This window comes from Pedobacter frigidisoli, assembly GCF_004331675.1.
Taxonomy (GTDB): domain Bacteria; phylum Bacteroidota; class Bacteroidia; order Sphingobacteriales; family Sphingobacteriaceae; genus Pedobacter; species Pedobacter frigidisoli.
The window spans coordinates 101,822-119,061 of sequence record NZ_SJSN01000005.1; the positions used below are offsets into that span (position 1 = coordinate 101,822).

Annotated in this window: 14 protein-coding genes; 8 read left to right on the forward strand and 6 right to left on the reverse strand. The window is 38.1% G+C overall.

Annotation, left to right across the window (positions count from 1 at the left end; genetic code table 11):
• Positions 1–214 precede the first annotated feature (214 nt).
• A complete protein-coding gene (locus EZ449_RS07545) occupies positions 215–1,018 on the forward strand; it encodes a hypothetical protein (RefSeq protein ID WP_131557356.1) in 804 nt (267 codons plus the stop codon).
• A 138-nt stretch (positions 1,019–1,156) separates the two neighbouring features.
• Here EZ449_RS07545 and EZ449_RS07550 read toward each other — a convergent pair whose 3' ends face one another.
• From EZ449_RS07550 to EZ449_RS07575, 6 genes are all read right to left on the reverse strand, one after another.
• Positions 1,157–2,359 carry an MFS transporter gene (locus EZ449_RS07550; RefSeq protein ID WP_131557357.1) on the reverse strand — a complete coding sequence of 401 codons (1,203 nt, stop codon included), beginning with the start codon at positions 2,357–2,359 and terminating at the stop codon, positions 1,157–1,159.
• Between the two features lie 138 nt (positions 2,360–2,497).
• Positions 2,498–4,036 (reverse strand): choice-of-anchor I family protein, encoded by a 1,539-nt coding sequence (locus EZ449_RS07555; RefSeq protein WP_131557358.1) that lies wholly within the window; start codon positions 4,034–4,036, stop codon positions 2,498–2,500.
• Positions 4,037–4,398: 362 nt separating this feature from the next.
• Positions 4,399–5,805, reverse strand: a complete 1,407-nt coding sequence (gene lpdA, locus EZ449_RS07560; protein WP_131557359.1) for a dihydrolipoyl dehydrogenase — start codon at positions 5,803–5,805, stop codon at positions 4,399–4,401.
• A gap of 103 nt (positions 5,806–5,908) precedes the next feature.
• The gene (locus EZ449_RS07565) at positions 5,909–6,577 is read right to left on the reverse strand and encodes an HAD family hydrolase (protein WP_131557360.1); all 669 of its coding nucleotides are present in this window, start codon (positions 6,575–6,577) and stop codon (positions 5,909–5,911) included.
• A 95-nt stretch (positions 6,578–6,672) separates the two neighbouring features.
• Positions 6,673–7,710 (reverse strand): esterase-like activity of phytase family protein, encoded by a 1,038-nt coding sequence (locus tag EZ449_RS07570; RefSeq protein ID WP_165499721.1) that lies wholly within the window; start codon positions 7,708–7,710, stop codon positions 6,673–6,675.
• 220 nt (positions 7,711–7,930) lie between these two features.
• Positions 7,931–8,833 (reverse strand): DUF6515 family protein, encoded by a 903-nt coding sequence (locus tag EZ449_RS07575; RefSeq protein ID WP_131557362.1) that lies wholly within the window; start codon positions 8,831–8,833, stop codon positions 7,931–7,933.
• A 193-nt stretch (positions 8,834–9,026) separates the two neighbouring features.
• Between EZ449_RS07575 and EZ449_RS07580 the strand changes: the two genes are divergently transcribed.
• The 7 genes from EZ449_RS07580 (at position 9,027) to EZ449_RS07605 (ending at position 17,192) form a co-directional block, all read left to right on the forward strand.
• Positions 9,027–10,895 (forward strand): CocE/NonD family hydrolase, encoded by a 1,869-nt coding sequence (locus EZ449_RS07580; RefSeq protein WP_131557363.1) that lies wholly within the window; start codon positions 9,027–9,029, stop codon positions 10,893–10,895.
• A gap of 6 nt (positions 10,896–10,901) precedes the next feature.
• Positions 10,902–12,767, forward strand: a complete 1,866-nt coding sequence (locus EZ449_RS07585; RefSeq protein WP_131557364.1) for a CocE/NonD family hydrolase — start codon at positions 10,902–10,904, stop codon at positions 12,765–12,767.
• Between the two features lie 125 nt (positions 12,768–12,892).
• Entirely contained in the window at positions 12,893–14,551 is a 1,659-nt protein-coding gene (locus EZ449_RS07590) for a M1 family metallopeptidase (protein WP_131557365.1), read from the forward strand.
• 229 nt (positions 14,552–14,780) lie between these two features.
• Positions 14,781–15,041, forward strand: a complete 261-nt coding sequence (locus EZ449_RS22610) for a hypothetical protein (RefSeq protein WP_165499722.1) — start codon at positions 14,781–14,783, stop codon at positions 15,039–15,041.
• Positions 15,038–15,823 carry an AI-2E family transporter gene (locus tag EZ449_RS07595; RefSeq protein ID WP_131557366.1) on the forward strand — a complete coding sequence of 262 codons (786 nt, stop codon included), beginning with the start codon at positions 15,038–15,040 and terminating at the stop codon, positions 15,821–15,823. Before EZ449_RS22610 ends, EZ449_RS07595 begins: the two co-directional genes overlap by 4 nt.
• Before the next feature lie 80 nt (positions 15,824–15,903).
• Positions 15,904–16,635 (forward strand): head GIN domain-containing protein, encoded by a 732-nt coding sequence (locus tag EZ449_RS07600; RefSeq protein WP_131557367.1) that lies wholly within the window; start codon positions 15,904–15,906, stop codon positions 16,633–16,635.
• A 110-nt stretch (positions 16,636–16,745) separates the two neighbouring features.
• Entirely contained in the window at positions 16,746–17,192 is a 447-nt protein-coding gene (locus tag EZ449_RS07605) for a DinB family protein (RefSeq protein ID WP_131557368.1), read from the forward strand.
• Positions 17,193–17,240: the final 48 nt, after the last annotated feature.

The following is a 17,240-nucleotide window of genomic DNA, read 5'->3' on the forward strand; positions in this document are numbered from 1 at the left end:
GGGGTTTTTTTATGCTTAATTTTTTGAAAAGGACGGGCAGTTTTTCATCGGGAATCGAAGTCGGGCTGTTCGCTAAATCTTTTTAGTAAAAGCAGCTCCATATCTAAGTAAATGCATCTAAAAAGGATACCACTCCCATCCCGTCTATTTACAAAGTTTGGCACAAAATGCAGATAGCGAAACAAAATAATCCGCAACATTGTATATTAGTGATATGTTTAAAGTCGTTTTATCCCTCTTTCTTATTAGCATTTCATTCTTCGCAAAAGCTCAACATCCACCGGTTTTTCCTGCAATGACTACTGATTCGTCGTTTATTAAGGTTGCAGACCTAAACATCACTTTGGTAAAATACAGTTACAAACCCAATGGCATTAGGTTCTTGGTTGTTCATGATAACGAAGACACAGGCGTAAAAGCAGGTTTCGATTATATCCGCTGGAGCGGTGGAGAATTAATCGACAGCCAATATGGCGGCGTTAGGGATTACACTTTCGATTACATGAGCGATGCTTACAGAATAGATCCTAATGCAATTTATACTGAGGTTGGGGTAAATACACGTTTAAAAAAAGATGCTTACAGCTCTAACGAAGTCGAGAAATTTATCCTCGACGCCGGAAAGCAGATCGTAGATTTTTATGACCCAAAATCTGTTGGTTACTTTTTAACCCTTCACAATAATGCCGATGGTGGTTTTGGAATTTCATCTTATCTACCAGGATACGATTTATCTAGCACTGCAGATTCGGTTTTCATTAACTTCGAAATGGATGGCGATGACTTAATTTATGTAACAGAGCCTCGATTATTTTCTAGCTTAAAAAAAGCAAATGTGAATGTAATCCTGCAATCAAAATTTGTTTCTAACGATGGTTCATTATCTGTTTATGCCATGCAAAATAATATCCCGTACATTAATGTAGAAGTACAGCATGGTCATCAATATGAAAACCTGCGGTTGATTGAGCTTGCCATCGCCGTGCTAAAAGAGCACGGGTTGATAAAGAAAGAGTGATGACTTCCGAAGTTTGAAAGGGCATGATTATTAGAGAAACTTCGCAAATCTTAAAGGATAAATCTCTTTAGTCCGACTTAAACTGACGAAGTTTTCCAACGCTTTGCCCTATGAAATTTCGTAAGTTTATACGTTAACCTAATCAATAGCCCTCATCTTCGTTACCAAAAAGCTAACCAATAACCCAAAAACTCCAATTACACCATACGAATATTGTAGACTAGATAGTGCTGAAATATATCCAATAAGCGGTGGGCCCATTAAAAAGCCCAAGTAACTAACACTAGAAACCATTGCAATTGCCATACCCGGCGATATTTTACCATTTTTTCCTGCTACACTATAAACCGTTGGAACAATACTGGAAACGCCAATACCAACCAACATAAAACCAATTGTGGCCGTAACTACATAAGGTAAAACCACCGAGGTAAACATACCCGCAGAAATAATTAAGCCACTAATTTGAATGGTTCTTTTTCTACCCAGTCTGGCTATAATCCTATCGCCAACAAAACGACCCGTAGCCATCATTACCATAAATGATGCATAACCTAAAATAACAAGGGAAGATGGAGCCTTAACGATTTCCTTGAAGTAAACCCCACTCCAATCGAACATTGCGCCCTCAGTGGCCATGCTGCAAAAACCAATTATACCCAATTGAAGCAGTACTCCTTCTGGTTTAACAAACAACTTCCGTTTACCCTCGGTTTTGGTTCCCTTACCTGGAACAAGGTGTTTATAATTAAAAAATACATTTATGAAAATTAAAGCAACGATTATCCAAAAATGATGGTATGGAGCAATGTGCAGATTCACCATCAACAAACCTATTAAGGCCCCCGTAAAACCCGCAATGCTCCAAGCGCCATGAAACGAGGTCATAATCGGCATGCCGAATAATTTTTCTGCTTCCGAACCTTGGGTATTTACAGCAATGTTGCACATGTTGCCAATTACCCCAAATAAGAAAAGAAAAGCAGCCAAATGCCAAGGCGCACTGGCTAAGCCCAAGTTGCTTAAAGCCAATACATACAGTGGGGCAGTAATCGTTAAAATTGCTTTACTACCATATTTCGTTACTAGGCCGCCAGATATTGGCATAGTAACTAATTGACCTAATGGAAGTGCCAGAAGAATACTCCCCAACTCACCATCAGATAGGCTTAGCGTATGCTTAATATCTGGAATCCTACTTGCCCAACTGGCAAAGGCAATTCCCTGTCCGAAGTAAAACAATGAAACTGCTAAACGAATGCGATTTAGGGAAATTGTAGCAATTGGAGGCTTAACTTCTGTTTGTTTTAATACTTCCTGACTAGCGTTTACTTCTTCCAAAATGTGATTATTATATGAACCGTGGGATGATTTGGCAAAGCTCCTCAAATCAATTGGAAAACTAAAGGCTCTTTTATCATTTGGATATAATTAAAAAGCCCCGATTTTGGGTCGGGGCTTCAAATTTTTGTTTATAAATTAAATTTTGTCGGGTTGAAAAAACCTTACTGTTCCATCCGCCTCATTGGAAACAATCAGCAAGCTACGTCCATTCGGACTATCTTTTGGTTTCACAAATAACACGCCTTCAGGTGCATCGCCAGTTGCAAATAATTGTACAAATTTTGGAGATGCTGGAACACTTACATCATAAACGGCAATCATATCTACCCGCTCCATTCCAATAAAAGCCAAAGTTTTGCCGTTAACTTGCGCAACAGTTACGCCTTCTACTTCCACACCCTTATTATCAGAACGACTATCATCATATTTACCTGCATCTATAACACGCTGCTCTAAATCCTTGCCAATATTAGCAACCAAAGCACCAGTATTAGCATTTAAAATACTTAAGCTTCTTCCTCCTGTTGCATATAATTCATCGTAATCGCCATCACCGTCGGCATCTCCATAGGCTTTGCTTACGGTCAATCTACCAAGATTTGCATCTAGCTGTAAAGTTGCGGCTGTTGGGAATTTCGTTGGATCTAATTTCAAGCTTTTAACCCTTGCTTCTTCATCATATCCTTTCCAAGCCCTGGTATCGCCTTCATTTGCCAGAGCCAAATAAGATGTTCCGCCGGTTGTAAAATATGAAATGGCATCTGGCAAATAGAATGCTTTGATAGGCCAAGTTTCCAATTGTATTTTCTTTCCACTTTTCTCATCGTCACTCACATCCCAAGCGTTTTCAGCCAAGCTAATATCTCTTGTACCTAGCGGATTGATTTTCGTGATGGTTCCTGCAACAATATCAACTTCTGCTACGCCATTATTTTCTTGTAGCGTAACATAAGCCTTTTTAGAATCGGTACTTACCGCAATATATTCTGGTTCGATATCTTGTGCAAAACTTGCATTCGGACCGTAAATTCTAAAACCGCCCGCTACTAATGTTGCCTTTTGCGATTCGAATGAAGTAAAATCAATGGTTTTAACGCTATAATTATCTTTTACATTGATAATTGAAATTGTTCCCTTTGGATCAACTGTATAAGCATCGTTGGGTTCTCCCTCATTGGCAGAAAGAATGTAGTTTCCATCAGGACTAAAAGTTACCATATCTGGCATTGCACCAACGGTGATCTTTTTAACTTCTGATAAATCTGATGTTTTTAACACAACCACATCACCATTTCCCTGTTTATCGGCACCGTCTAAAGCGATAGCCAATAAACCATTGCTAACGGCAACACTATTTATGCCTGCATTACTTGCGAAGGTTAACGTTTTAAGTTTTGTTACCGTTGGGAAAGCGCTCATATCTACAACATCTACCTTCGTACCGCCATCGTTGCTCACCACAAATAATTTTTTTGTTGATGGATCATAAGCAGAAATTTCTGAAGCAAACTCCCCTCCTAAATCAATCACAGCGGTTTCTTTGAAGCTATCGATTTTCTCAGGTAATATGGTTTCTACTGGATCTACAATTGGCTCATCTGTTGAAGTTTTTTTACATGCAGCAAATGCTACAGACGCAATAAGCAATGCGCCAAATAGTTTTTTAAGGTTCATGGTTGTATTAATATCTGAACCGCAAAAATAAATCTGCTTAACGCTCTTTTCTAGTCTCGATCTGTTATCATTTTGTTAAGGAATTGTGAAAGGAAGACTAGAGGTGAAAGACTAAAGCTTAAAGACCAAAGGCCGAATTTGAAATTTGGGCGCTGGGTTTTACATGAGGGATAGTAGTGGAAATCCTTTTTTGATTTTTCTTCAAAAAAGATTGCAACAAATAGCCCGACCCTTGCGCAGCTTGGGGCATGCCCAAAAAATTTGGAAGTGAGATTTTCATCGGTCAACACCATAAAAAAAGCCGATAATTTCTTACCGGCTTTCTTCTATATATTAGCCTGTGATGGCACAGACCAAGGATTTTAAATGTGTATTGCTCTATTATCGGTTGCGGCCAAAGCAGCTTCTTTTAACGCCTCCGTGTAAGTTGGATGCGCATGGCAGGTACGAGCGATATCTTCTGCAGATGCACGGAATTCCATGGCAATAACTGCTTCGGCAATCATATCTGCAGCACGTGGGCCAATCATGTGTACGCCCAAAACTTCATCAGTTGTAGCATCGGCCAAAACCTTAATGAAACCATCGGTATCCATACTCGCTTTTGCTCTTCCGCTTGCCTTGAATGGGAATGAACCCGCCTTATATTTTGTTCCCTTTTCTTTTAATTGCTCTTCGGTTAAACCTACAGAAGCAACTTCTGGCCAAGTGTAAACTACTCCTGGGATTAAATTATAGTTGATGTGTGGTTTTTGTCCGGCGATAGTTTCAGCAACATAAGTTCCCTCATCTTCCGCTTTGTGCGCCAACATTGCACCAGTAATGACATCGCCAATGGCATAAACACCCGGAACCGAAGTTTCTAAATGTTCGTTTACAGGAATTTTCTTTCCTCTTTCTTCTATTGTAATTCCGATTTTATCTAAGCCTAAACCTTCAGAATAAGCCGTACGACCAACAGCAACAATGCAATAATCTGCATCGAAATTTACGGCCTCACCTTTAGCATTTTCTGCAGTAACGGTAACAGTTTTACCTTTTGTAGTTGCGCCTGTAACCTTGTGGTTCATGAAGAATTCCATGCCCAGGTTTTTCTTCAGCACACGTTGAAGTTCTTTACCCAAACCGGTATCCATTGTCGCAATAATTGAAGGTAAAAATTCAATAACTGAAACTTTTGTACCTAAACGAGCGTAAACAGAACCTAATTCTAAACCGATAACACCACCACCGATAACAACCATCGATTTTGGAACTTCTTTAATATTTAAGGCTTCGGTTGAAGTAATAATACGTTTTTTATCGATTGGCAAAAACGGTAAAGCTGTTGGTTTAGAACCTGTAGCAATGATTACGTTTTTAGCGGTTAAGGTTTCAGTAGAACCATCTTCCTTGGTAATTAAAACAGTGTTTTTATCTACGAATGAACCAACGCCCTCGTAAGAATCGATTTTATTTTTCTTGAATAAATAAGTGATACCGGCAGTATTTTGTGCAACAACATCGTCTTTTCGGGCGATCATTTGTGGCATATTAACCTTAAGATTTTTAAGATCGATACCATGAGTGGTAAAAGTATGAGCAGCGTTGTGATAGTGTTCTGATGAATCTAACAATGCTTTTGATGGAATACAGCCTACGTTTAAGCAAGTGCCTCCAAAAGTTTTGTATTTTTCTATAACGGCAGTTTTTAAACCTAACTGAGCACAACGGATTGCGCCTACATAACCGCCCGGCCCTGAACCGATAACAACGACATCGTATTGCATAATTTCTTGAGAATTTTGATTAGTCAAAGGTAATTAAAAAAAGCTGAAAGACTAAAGACCAAAGCTCAAAGCAAAAACATGCAGTAGTAAAATTATGGCGTATTTAGTCGATTAAGTGATTTTTGATGATATAATCTTTAACGTTACCCAGATTCAAAAATAACTGATTGGCAATTTTTAGCTTTTGATGTGCCCTGATATTATTTTGAACGGCGAAACAGGTTATTCCAGCTGCAACTGCAGATTTTACGCCATTTAAGGTATCTTCCAAAACGATGCATTCATCTTTTTGAAAGCCCAACTGCTCCACACAAATATTATAACTTTCGGGATCTGGCTTGCTTTTGCTTACATCGGTTCTGGTAATGAACAAACTGAAATATTTTGCCAAGCCATTTCTTTCAAAAACAGCCTCTACATCTACCCTTGGACTAGCTGTAACGACCGCAAGCGTAAGCCCTTTTTCGTAAAAAAATTTGATAAAATCTAAGGCAAAAGGCATTAATTCGATATCTTTTGTTTTAAATCCATCGAAAGTGATTTGTTCTCTTCTATTGACAAAGTCTTCGAGATTTGCATTAATTTTGTACTTATCGATGATTGTCTTTGCATTCTGCGGTAAAGGAATGCCTGCATAATTTGTTAGCCAATCCTTAAAGTCTAGCGTAACATTGTATTCGCTTAAAAACTCATTCCAACAGTCGAAATGGAATTTTTCTGAATCAATTAATGTTCCATCTAAATCAAATAATAACGCTTTTATTTTACTCATTCTTTCTTAGGGTTGATTGCACAGATTAAGGGATTACACTGATTAGTTTTTTTCGGCTCCCAAACTTCGGACTCCCGACTTCGGACCTCCGTCTATTAAGGAAACACCTCAAACAGAAAAAACTGCTGAATCTGGGCTTTGCCAAAGTTATTATCAACACAGAATACCAAAGATTGATGTCCGTTAGGCAATTTAGGTCCAAAAGTAATTCCCTCAATATTATCGATGTGCATATTTAATGTATCAAAATCGAAAAGTAGTTTTTTGGTTAAAGGTTTTGGAGGATTAGCAACAAATGATGGATTGTTGATTACGTTTTCTGCACCCTTTAAATCGACCAAATAAAGCTTCACAAAGGAATGATCGTCTCGCCCTTTTGCCCAAGCCCTTTCCATTACCAAAAGCATATGGTTATTGATGGCTAATATTTCTGAAATCCCATTCAAATTCCAATCGCTTTCTACAGTTGGCTTAATTGGCAAAGCATCTAAATTGTAGGCGTACTGCGCAACATTCTTTTTATTTTCCATGTCGAATTTCAAAATTCGAGTAAGGGCTTTATCAAATTCAAAATGAGATTGCTGCCCATCTTGATAAAGTGGTTCCTCTAAACTAGCGTACAAGGTTTTGTAATGATCAGCATAAGCTAAGCCCTCGAAAAATGCATTTTTCCTTACACCACTTTCTTGTTTGGTAATGTGGAAACCAGCTGGCAAAGGAATGGTGTCTAAAAATTTTCCATTAGTAGAAATTCGAGTTAACGCAGGTTGAACAATTGTTATATCCGTTTTACGGAATAATCTTTCTCCCTCGTTGCTCCAAATAAAAGTTTGATATATGGGATTGTATCGAACCGATTCTCCATCGGCCTTTGAATTTACGCCATACTGATATTTTGGATATTGGCTACCGTTTTCCTGTAGGATAAAAGTAACGCCAGTAAGTTTAACGGTGTCTATTTTGTTTTCCTTAATATCGATTTTAACAGTATAAATCCTGGCGGGACTAAACTGCGAGGGATCATCGCTGATTAGGTAATATTGATCATTTTTAGCATCGTAATCTATTCCTGATAAACCACCAACCAAGGTGTTTTGGAAAGTACCATTTAATGGCAAAACATATTCACTCAAAAATTTAACAGACGAAATGGAGGTTTCCCTTTTGTTTAGCGGGGCAGATTTATTGACTGCGCAAGATGAGAGAGTTAAAATTATTGCAAAATAGAAAAGGGAGATCTTCGAGGATATTTTTTTCAAATCAAAAATTTTTGTTGTAAAAGTATCGAATTAGATTAAATAAATAAGCCGCTCCAATTTAATATTGAAACGGCTTACCAAAATCAATAATGATTTAAAATAACTTCCCAATTACACGATAAGAAACATTAGTTCCATCAACCACTTCTTCGTAATAAACATCATCGGGAGAAACAAAATATTTCTCATTTTTGATGGTTACTTCCCTGCATCCCTCTGGTAATTGATTAATAATATCCCCAATCTGGTGCGTATCAACAGGACCATCGGTAGTGTTTAAAACGCCATCTTTCCCTGCAACTATATAAACGGTTTTGCCATCGGCATTTTCACCTTGAGTATAATAAACGCCTTTGTACTCGTAATAATCAACACCATCTATTGTTACTAAATTGGCATCAGATGGTAAAGTTGGCACTTCGGCACCTACTGGTGGAACTACAACTTGATAGTTATTTTCATACTGACGATAAAATAAGCCACCGGAATAATAAAACTGATCCTGGCCATAATAAAATGGATAATATCCGTAAGGCAATACATTTAAACGGAAACCGATAAATGGTCTGTAATAATTATAGTAACCAAAATAAGCCCTATTGTTATATCCTGGCCTGCCATAACCTGGGCGGTAACCGTAACCTGGTCTGTAATTTCCACCCGGACGGTAGCCCGGATTTGGACGATAGCCTGGTCTGTTGTAACTATAACCTGATCGCTCTGGCCTTACGCTGGTTCTGCCTGGTCCTGGTGCATAACCACTTCTATTAGGTGCTTGCGAAATTCTATTGCCAGATGATGGAGCTTGCATCGATGGCCTTGAAGAAATTGACCCTCCTCTTGATGGCGATACAGAACTTGATCTGCCACCTCCACTTGGAGCACCACCACCTCCGCCTCTGCTTGGCCTTTGTGCAGAAACATTCTCTACGCTAAATGTTGCAATCATCGCTGCTGCAGCGAAAACAACCAATCCTTTATTTAATAACCTTTTCATTTTCTGTGTTTAATTCAATTATCTATATGACGATGAAAATTCTTAAAAGATTATCCCTTAAAACAATTTAACTAAATTTTGATAAAGGGATGACGAATCCTTTTTTCTTGCTAACAAACCTTTTACGGGATGTTTTTTCTAATGAGTTCTTAATCGCTTATATTTAAATTTTATTCCTAAAAACTAAACCTAAATGAACCTTACTAGAATTTTCAGTCTTTTATTTTGTTTGTTTATATCTCATGAATTGTTGGCTCAGCAAACCGATTCGGCATACGTTAGAGAAAACTATACCAAAATAGAAAGCCAGATTCCCATGCGAGATGGGGTTAAACTCTTCACTTCCATTTATATACCCAAAAATCAATCCAAAAAATATCCTTTTCTGATCAACAGAACACCTTACACCGTTGCGCCGTATGGAGCAGATAAATACAAATTAAGCCTCGGAAATTTCCCAGCAATGATGCGTGAGGGATTTATTTTTGTTTACCAAGATGTACGTGGCCGATGGATGAGCGAGGGCAAGTTTGAGGATATTCGTCCACAGACTACCAAAAAAGGCAAGAACGCAATTGATGAAAGTACCGATACTTACGATACCATTGATTGGTTGGTTAAGAACATAAAGGGCAATAATGGTAATGCAGGGATTTATGGTATCTCTTACCCAGGTTTTTATTCTACTACATCGCTACCAAATGCACATCCTGCCTTAAAAGCGGTTTCACCACAGGCACCCGTTACCGATTGGTTTATGGGAGATGATTTTCATCACCGTGGAACTTTATTTTTAATGGATGCCTTTAGCTTTATGGGCAGTTTTGGCGTTCCTCGTCCGAAACCGATTACACCAGATAAAGGTCCGAAAGGCTTCCAATTTCCTATTCAGGATAATTATCGCTTTTATTTAGAATCTGGTTCCATTAAAAACCTAAAGGATAAATATTTTGCAGATAGCATTCAGTTCTGGAATGATTTAGTGAAGCATCCAAATTTAGATACCTTTTGGAAAGCGAGATTAATTACCCCACATCTAACCAATGTTAAACCAGCCGTAATGGTGGTAGGTGGCTTTTTTGATGCTGAGGATGCTTACGGAACTTTCGATACCTATAAAGCAATTGAAAAACAAAATCCTGGGGCCAATAATATCCTAGTTGCGGGACCATGGTTTCATGGCGGCTGGGTACGTAGCGATGGGTCTTATTTTGGCGATATTCAATTCGGAAAAACTACCAGTATCGATTATCAGCAACAATATGAATTACCTTTCTTTAAACATTACCTAAAGGGTGAGGGAGATTTCAATGCAGCCGAAGCCAATATTTTTGTAACTGGAAGCAACGAATGGAAAAAATTTGCCAGCTGGCCACCAAAAGACGTAGAAAACAAAAATCTTTACCTTCAACCTAATGGGAAACTGGGCTTTGAAAAAGTGGGCAGAACCGATAGCTGGGATGAATATGTAAGCGACCCGAACAATCCTGTACCTTACCAAGATGGCGTTCAAGCCAGGCGTACACGGGAGTACATGATCGATGATCAACGTTTTGCAGCCCGCAGACCAGATGTTAAAACTTTTCAAACCGATGCCTTAACCGAGGATATCACTTTTACTGGGCCAGTTTTAGCAAACTTAGTGGTTTCAACTACCGGAACTGATGCAGATTATGTGGTAAAGTTAATCGATGTTTATCCTGAGGATGCGCCAAACCCAAATCCAAACCCTAAAAATTTAATTATGGGTGGATATGAAATGTTGGTTCGTGGTGAGATTATGCGTGGAAAATACCGCAATAGTTTCGAAAAACCAGAGGCATTTACACCTGGTGCAATCACTAAAGTGAATTATCCATTGCCTGATGTTGCACACACCTTCAAAAAAGGACATAAAATTATGATTCAGATTCAAAACTCTTGGTTTCCACTAGCTGATCGTAATCCGCAAAAATTTATGGATATTTATCAGGCAGAGCCTAGCGATTTCCAAAAAGCAACTCATAAAATTTACCACGACGTGAATAATAGCTCATTCATTACCGTTTCCGTTTTAAAATAAATCAACATGAAATACCTTAGCCTTATTATCATTCTATTTTCGGCCTCAAATTTATTTGCGCAAAGCGATGCCAATTATCCGAAAGAAAACTACACTAAAAAAGAGATTTATATCCCGATGCGAGATGGCACCAAACTTTTTACCGCCATTTATACACCGAAAGATGCTTCATCGAGCAAAAAATATCCAATGATTATGCAGCGCACCTGCTACAGCATTGCACCTTATGGCGAAGATAAGTTCCCAGCACGTTTAGGTCCATCAGAATTGATGATGAAAGAGGGCTATATCGTGGTGATGCAGGATGTTCGTGGTCGTTGGAAAAGTGAAGGCACCTGGACCAACATGACGCCTGTAATCGATAACAAGAAAACTAAAAAGGATGTGGATGAGGGATCAGACACATACGACACGATTGATTGGTTGGTAAAAAATGTAACCAACAATAACGGCAAAGTTGGTCAGTGGGGAATTTCGTACCCTGGTTTTTACACCGCAGCAGGAATTTTAAGTAACCACCCAGCCTTGAAAGCATCATCTCCACAAGCACCAATTTCCGATTTTTTCTTTGATGATTTCCACCACAACGGCTCATTTCTACAAAGCTATTTTTCTACTTTCCCAGTGTTTGGTGTACAGAAGACGGATACCACAAGTAAGGCTTGGTACAATAATCAATTGATCAATCCGAAAACAAAAGATGGTTATCAATTTGCTTTAGATTTAGGTCCATTAACCAATGCAGACAAATACTATAAAAATAATTTCTTCTGGCAAGAAACGGTAAATCACCCAAATTACGATGAATTTTGGCAAAAACGAGGTTTGCTTAAACACTATAGCACCGTTAAACCGGCTGTTATGGTTGTAGGTGGCTGGTATGATGCAGAAGATTTATCCGGTCCGCTGAATATTTACAAGACCATTGAAAAGAAAAATCCAAATGCATATAATACGATTGTAATGGGGCCGTTTGGCCATGGAAGATGGAGTCGTGAAACTGGCCACACCATGCACAGCAACGTTTATTTTGGAGATAGCATTGCTACATTTTATCAAAAGGAAATAGAATCGAATTTTTTTAATCATTTCTTAAAAGGCAATGGCGATAAAAATTCTGGATTGCCAGAGGCTTATATGTTCGATACTGGCAAAAAAGAATGGGAAACTTTCGCAAAATGGCCGGCTGAAAAAGCTTCAAAACAGAAATTGTATTTAGGTTCAGATGGTAAGTTAAGCATGACAGCTGCTGCCAAAGCGGGTTCTGTTAATTACATTAGTGATCCGTTGAAACCTGTACCTTATACCGAAGATTTGACTACAACTTTAGGCTTTACACCACATAATTACATGAGCGAAGACCAGCGTTTTGCGGGTCGCAGACCTGATGTTTTGGTTTATCAGACTGATATTTTAGATAACGATATCACTTTGGGTGGCGAAATAATGTCGCACTTAAAAATTGCCACTACTGGAACTGATGCAGATTTTATTGTAAAATTGATTGATGTTTATCCTGCTGATGAACCAAATAATCCATACATGCCAAACAAGAATATCACTTTAAGCAATTATTGGCAAATGGTACGTTCAGAAATTATGCCGGCTCGTTTCCGTAACAGTTTCGAAAAACCTGAAGCTTTAGTGGCCAACCAAAAAACCGATGTTAATTTTCAGTTGCAAGATGTATTGCACACGTTCAAAAAAGGGCATAGAATTATGATTCAGGTACAAAGTACAGCATTTCCGTTATTTGCTAGAAATCCTCAGAAATTTGTAGATAATCCTTATAAGGCAACGGAAGCCGATTATATAAAAGCCACTCAAACTATTTTTAACGATAGTTTTATCGAGGTTGATGTGATTAGATAAATTGAATTACAAATATGTCTATGGCAACCGTCATTGCGAGGCACGAAGCAATCTTACTACTAATGTTGATAGCGACCGCGTTAAGATTGCTTCGTGCCTCGCAATGACGAAAAATATCACAAAAAATGAAAAAACTACTCTTACTTTTTGCTTTCGCTTTAAGCATTTTCAGTGCAAACGCTCAACTCCTTGGCAAAGACCAAGTGAATTCCCGAGCAGATAGTCTGCGTGGAATGCTTACCCCTTTACGCACTTGCTACGATATTAATTACTACCATTTGGATGTTAAGATCGATCTTGATCAGAAATCAATAAGCGGCAGTAATGAGTTTGCTTTTACGGCGACACAAGATTTTACCAAATTACAATTCGATCTTTTTGCTAATTTAAAAATAGAAAAAGTCGTTTATAATGGCGCATCACTACCTTTTACTAGAGAATACAATGCAGTTTTTGTAACATTTCCTAAAGCGATTAAAAAGGGAAGCAAGGATAAATTCACGGTTTTCTATTCGGGTAACCCGGTAATTGCCCGTAATCCACCTTGGGATGGTGGCTTTATTTTCAAGAAAGATTCGGCAGGAAATCCATTTGTATCTGTTGCTTGCCAAGGTTTTGGCGCAAGTTGCTGGTGGCCAACTAAAGATCATCAAAGTGATGAGGTGGATAGCATGTTAATCAGCATCACCGTAGCCAAAACATTGCAAGAAATATCCAACGGAAGATTAAGAAATACGGTAGATAAAGCAGACGGTTACAAACAATATAATTGGTTCGTGGGTAATCCAATCAACAATTATGATGTATCATTTTACATTGGAAAATATGCGCACTGGCAAGATAGTTACAATGGAGAAAATGGAAAACTTTCCATTGACTATTGGGCCTTACAGGTTGATAGCGCTAAAGCTCGTCCACATTGGGATGCTGATGTAAAGCCAATGCTGAAGTGTTTCGAATATTGGTTCGGACCTTATCCTTGGTATAAAGATGGCTACAAATTGGTTCAGGCACCGCATTTAGGAATGGAGCACCAAACTGCGGTTGCCTATGGAAATCAATTTAGAAAAGGGTATTTGGGCAGAGACTTGAGCGGAACCGGACATGGTTTAAAATGGGATTACATTACCGTTCACGAGAGCGGACACGAATGGTTTGGCAATAATATCACCTCAAAAGATATTGCTGACATGTGGATACACGAAGCCTTTACCGATTACTCTGAAACGCTATTTACCGAATGCTCAGAAAATAAGGAAGCTGGCAACGAATATGTAATTGGTCTGCGAAAAAATATCGATAATGATGCTCCGATTATCGGTCCGTATGGCGTAAATAAAGAAGGTTCTGGCGACATGTATTATAAAGGTGCAAACCTCATTCATACCATCCGCCAGTTAATCAATAACGATGAAAAATTTAGGCAAATTCTTCGTGGCTTAAACAAAACATTCTACCACAAAACAGTAACTACAGCAGAAATAGAAAATTACATAACCAAGCAAAGCGGATTAAAATTAGACAAGGTTTTCGACCAATATCTTCGCCATGCAAAAATCCCTGTGCTGGAATATAAGATCAAAAACAGCACATTATCTTACCGTTGGATCACTGATGTAAAAGATTTCGATATGCCAATTCCAGTAACTTTAAAGGCTGGAAGTTTTGCGCTAATCAAACCAACGAACGAATGGAAAACCACTAAGATTGATGCAAGTGTAACCACTGAAAATTTTAAGAATGATCCGTTATACTACATCCAAATAAAAAAGGATCAGGATTAAATTGATTTAAGGATTTTTAAGATCTATGTCAAGAGATGAACCCAATGCAAATTCGCATTGGGTTTTATTTTTAGCAAAAATTTAATTCGATTGCCGTTAAACATTTGAATATCAATTTATCCAAAACCGAAAACTCAAAATTTATTCTTAATTTGGGTAATCAAACAAAGTTGTATGCTTACCAATCCAAAGACCTCTTCACGCAATGTGATTAAAACTGTTTTTAGTAATGCTGCTTTTGCTCGCACTCATGTTTGCTTTGTATGATGTTCTTCGGGCATTTTTTGGTGTATTTACATTCGCATTAATTTTCTCGGTCTCATTTGCTAAACCCTATGAAAAGTTGGTTAAACTTTTAAAAAACAAACGAAAGTTAGCCGCAACCATTTATGCTGTTTTGTTAATCTCCATTATCACACTGCCATTTGTATTTATCATATCTGCAATTGCCAATCATGTAAAAGAAGCCTCAATTTTATTACTGATGTGAAGCAACATGGCTTGCCACCGCTTCCAAATTGGATTGCAACCTTACCAATAGTTGGTGAACAAATTAAATCATTCTGGAAAAATATATTAATCAATCCACAGGAAACCATAGGCCCGCATGAGCCCCAGATTAAGGCAGCATTTAACCATGTTTTAACTACTGGTGCAGGAATGTTAGGTGCTACATTTCAGTTCGTACTGGGCATCATTATTTCGGCATTCTTTTTAGCTGGAGCCGAGAAAATGTTACTGCCTGTAAAGGCTGCAATGAAACATTTATTGGGTGCAAGAGATGGAATAGAATTGCTCCAAGCAACTGGCCAAGCTGTAAAAGGAATTTCTATTGGCGTAATGGGAACTGCATTTTTTGCGGCATTAATTTCATGGATTGGCTTTGCAATAGCGGGTGTTCCTTTTGCTTTGGGCTTGGCAGCGCTCGTCTTCTTTTTGGTGGTAATTCAAGTTGGACCTTTACTTGTTTGGATACCTTTAATTATCTGGTACGCAACTTTAGGTCACACCAGCTGGACCATCTTCTTAGTGATTTATGCGGTCGGCGTGATGATTATCGATACCATTTTGAAACCTATCCTCATTGCTAAAAGCGGTGGTAAACTTCCCTTTCTGGTTTTATTTCTAGGCGTTGTTGGTGGCATGATTGCTTGGGGATTTACAGGGATGTTTAAGGGCACAATTATCATGGCGGTTTTCTATACCATCTTTACAAAATGGCTCGAAAGAAGAAAAAGTGAACAAGATTTAACAACTGGTGCAACTTTTTAAAAAATCTACCGTCTTATAAAGAAAACCTATTTTAATCGCCTGTTGAGATCAACCTCGAAAAGGCACTAAACTCTACAATAATGAAAAAAATATTCGCCATTTTATTAGCTACATTAACCTTAACATCAAGCATTAATGTAATTGCAAAAGAACAAATCAACATCAATTCTTCAAAACATAACGATGATGAAAGAGATGTAAAAAACTTCAGCGGAGTTGCTGCCGGCGGCCCGATTAATGTAGTAATCACTTTAGGGAGTAAGGAAAGTTGCCGTTTTGAGGGAGATGAAGATGCCATTGCAACCCTAATTACTGAAGTAAAGGGAAATGTACTCATCATCCGCCCACAAAACAGCTGGAAAAGTTGGGAGAAAAAATACGAAAACAGAAAAATTACTGCTTATGTTACCGCTAAAACGATAACAAGCTTAACCATGAGTGGCTCTGGAAGCATGGCTATAAATGGAGCTGTTAACGCTAAGGATTTGGCAGCAACTTTAAGCGGATCGGGCAGCATCAAAGCAACGGTTGATGTTGATGATTTTACTGGCGTAATCAGTGGTTCGGGAAGCATCTCAATAAATGGAAAAGCAGATGATGCAAGCGTGGTAATCAGCGGTTCTGGAAATTTTGCAGGAAAAGGATTTTCAGTGAATGACTTATCTACAACAGTGAGTGGATCTGGTTCTGTGAATATCAAGGCTGATAGAAAAATTGATGCCGTAATAAGCGGTTCTGGAAATGTAAACTATTCGGGAAATGCAACTGTAGATAAAACAGTTATCGGTTCTGGCCGAGTAAGAAAAATCTAAAAAATTCTAATTAATTATAGGAACGTCTCGAAGCAATTCGAGACTTTTTTTTTGTTAAAACACTCCAGATCCCTACTATATTTCTTAAGTTTATTCAATTCTAAAGCTCAATGTATATAGTAATACTCCAATCACTTTTCAGTCGCGATCTTAAACGACTTAAGACTGAAATTGAATCTTATCAAACCGAATCAAATCTGTGGATTATTGATGCTAGCATTTCAAATTCTGCCGGCAATCTTTGTGTCCATTTAATTGGAAATCTGAATACTTATATCGGTGCAACTTTAGGCGGCACTAACTATATTCGAAATCGTGAACTAGAATTTTCATTAAAAGATATTCCGCAAAAGGAATTAATTCTTAAGATTGAAGAAACCGCTAAAATCGTAGATGAAACTTTAAGTAGGCTCACGGATCAGCAAATTGAAGTGGAATACCCAATGTTGGTTTTAGAAGATAAAAGCTCAACAGCATATTTCCTTACCCATTTAACAACACATTTGGCTTATCATTTAGGGCAGATAAATTATCATAGAAGGTTGTTGGATGAGTGAGCTAAACAACTACAATTGGGTATTAAACACTTATATTCGTGTATAAAT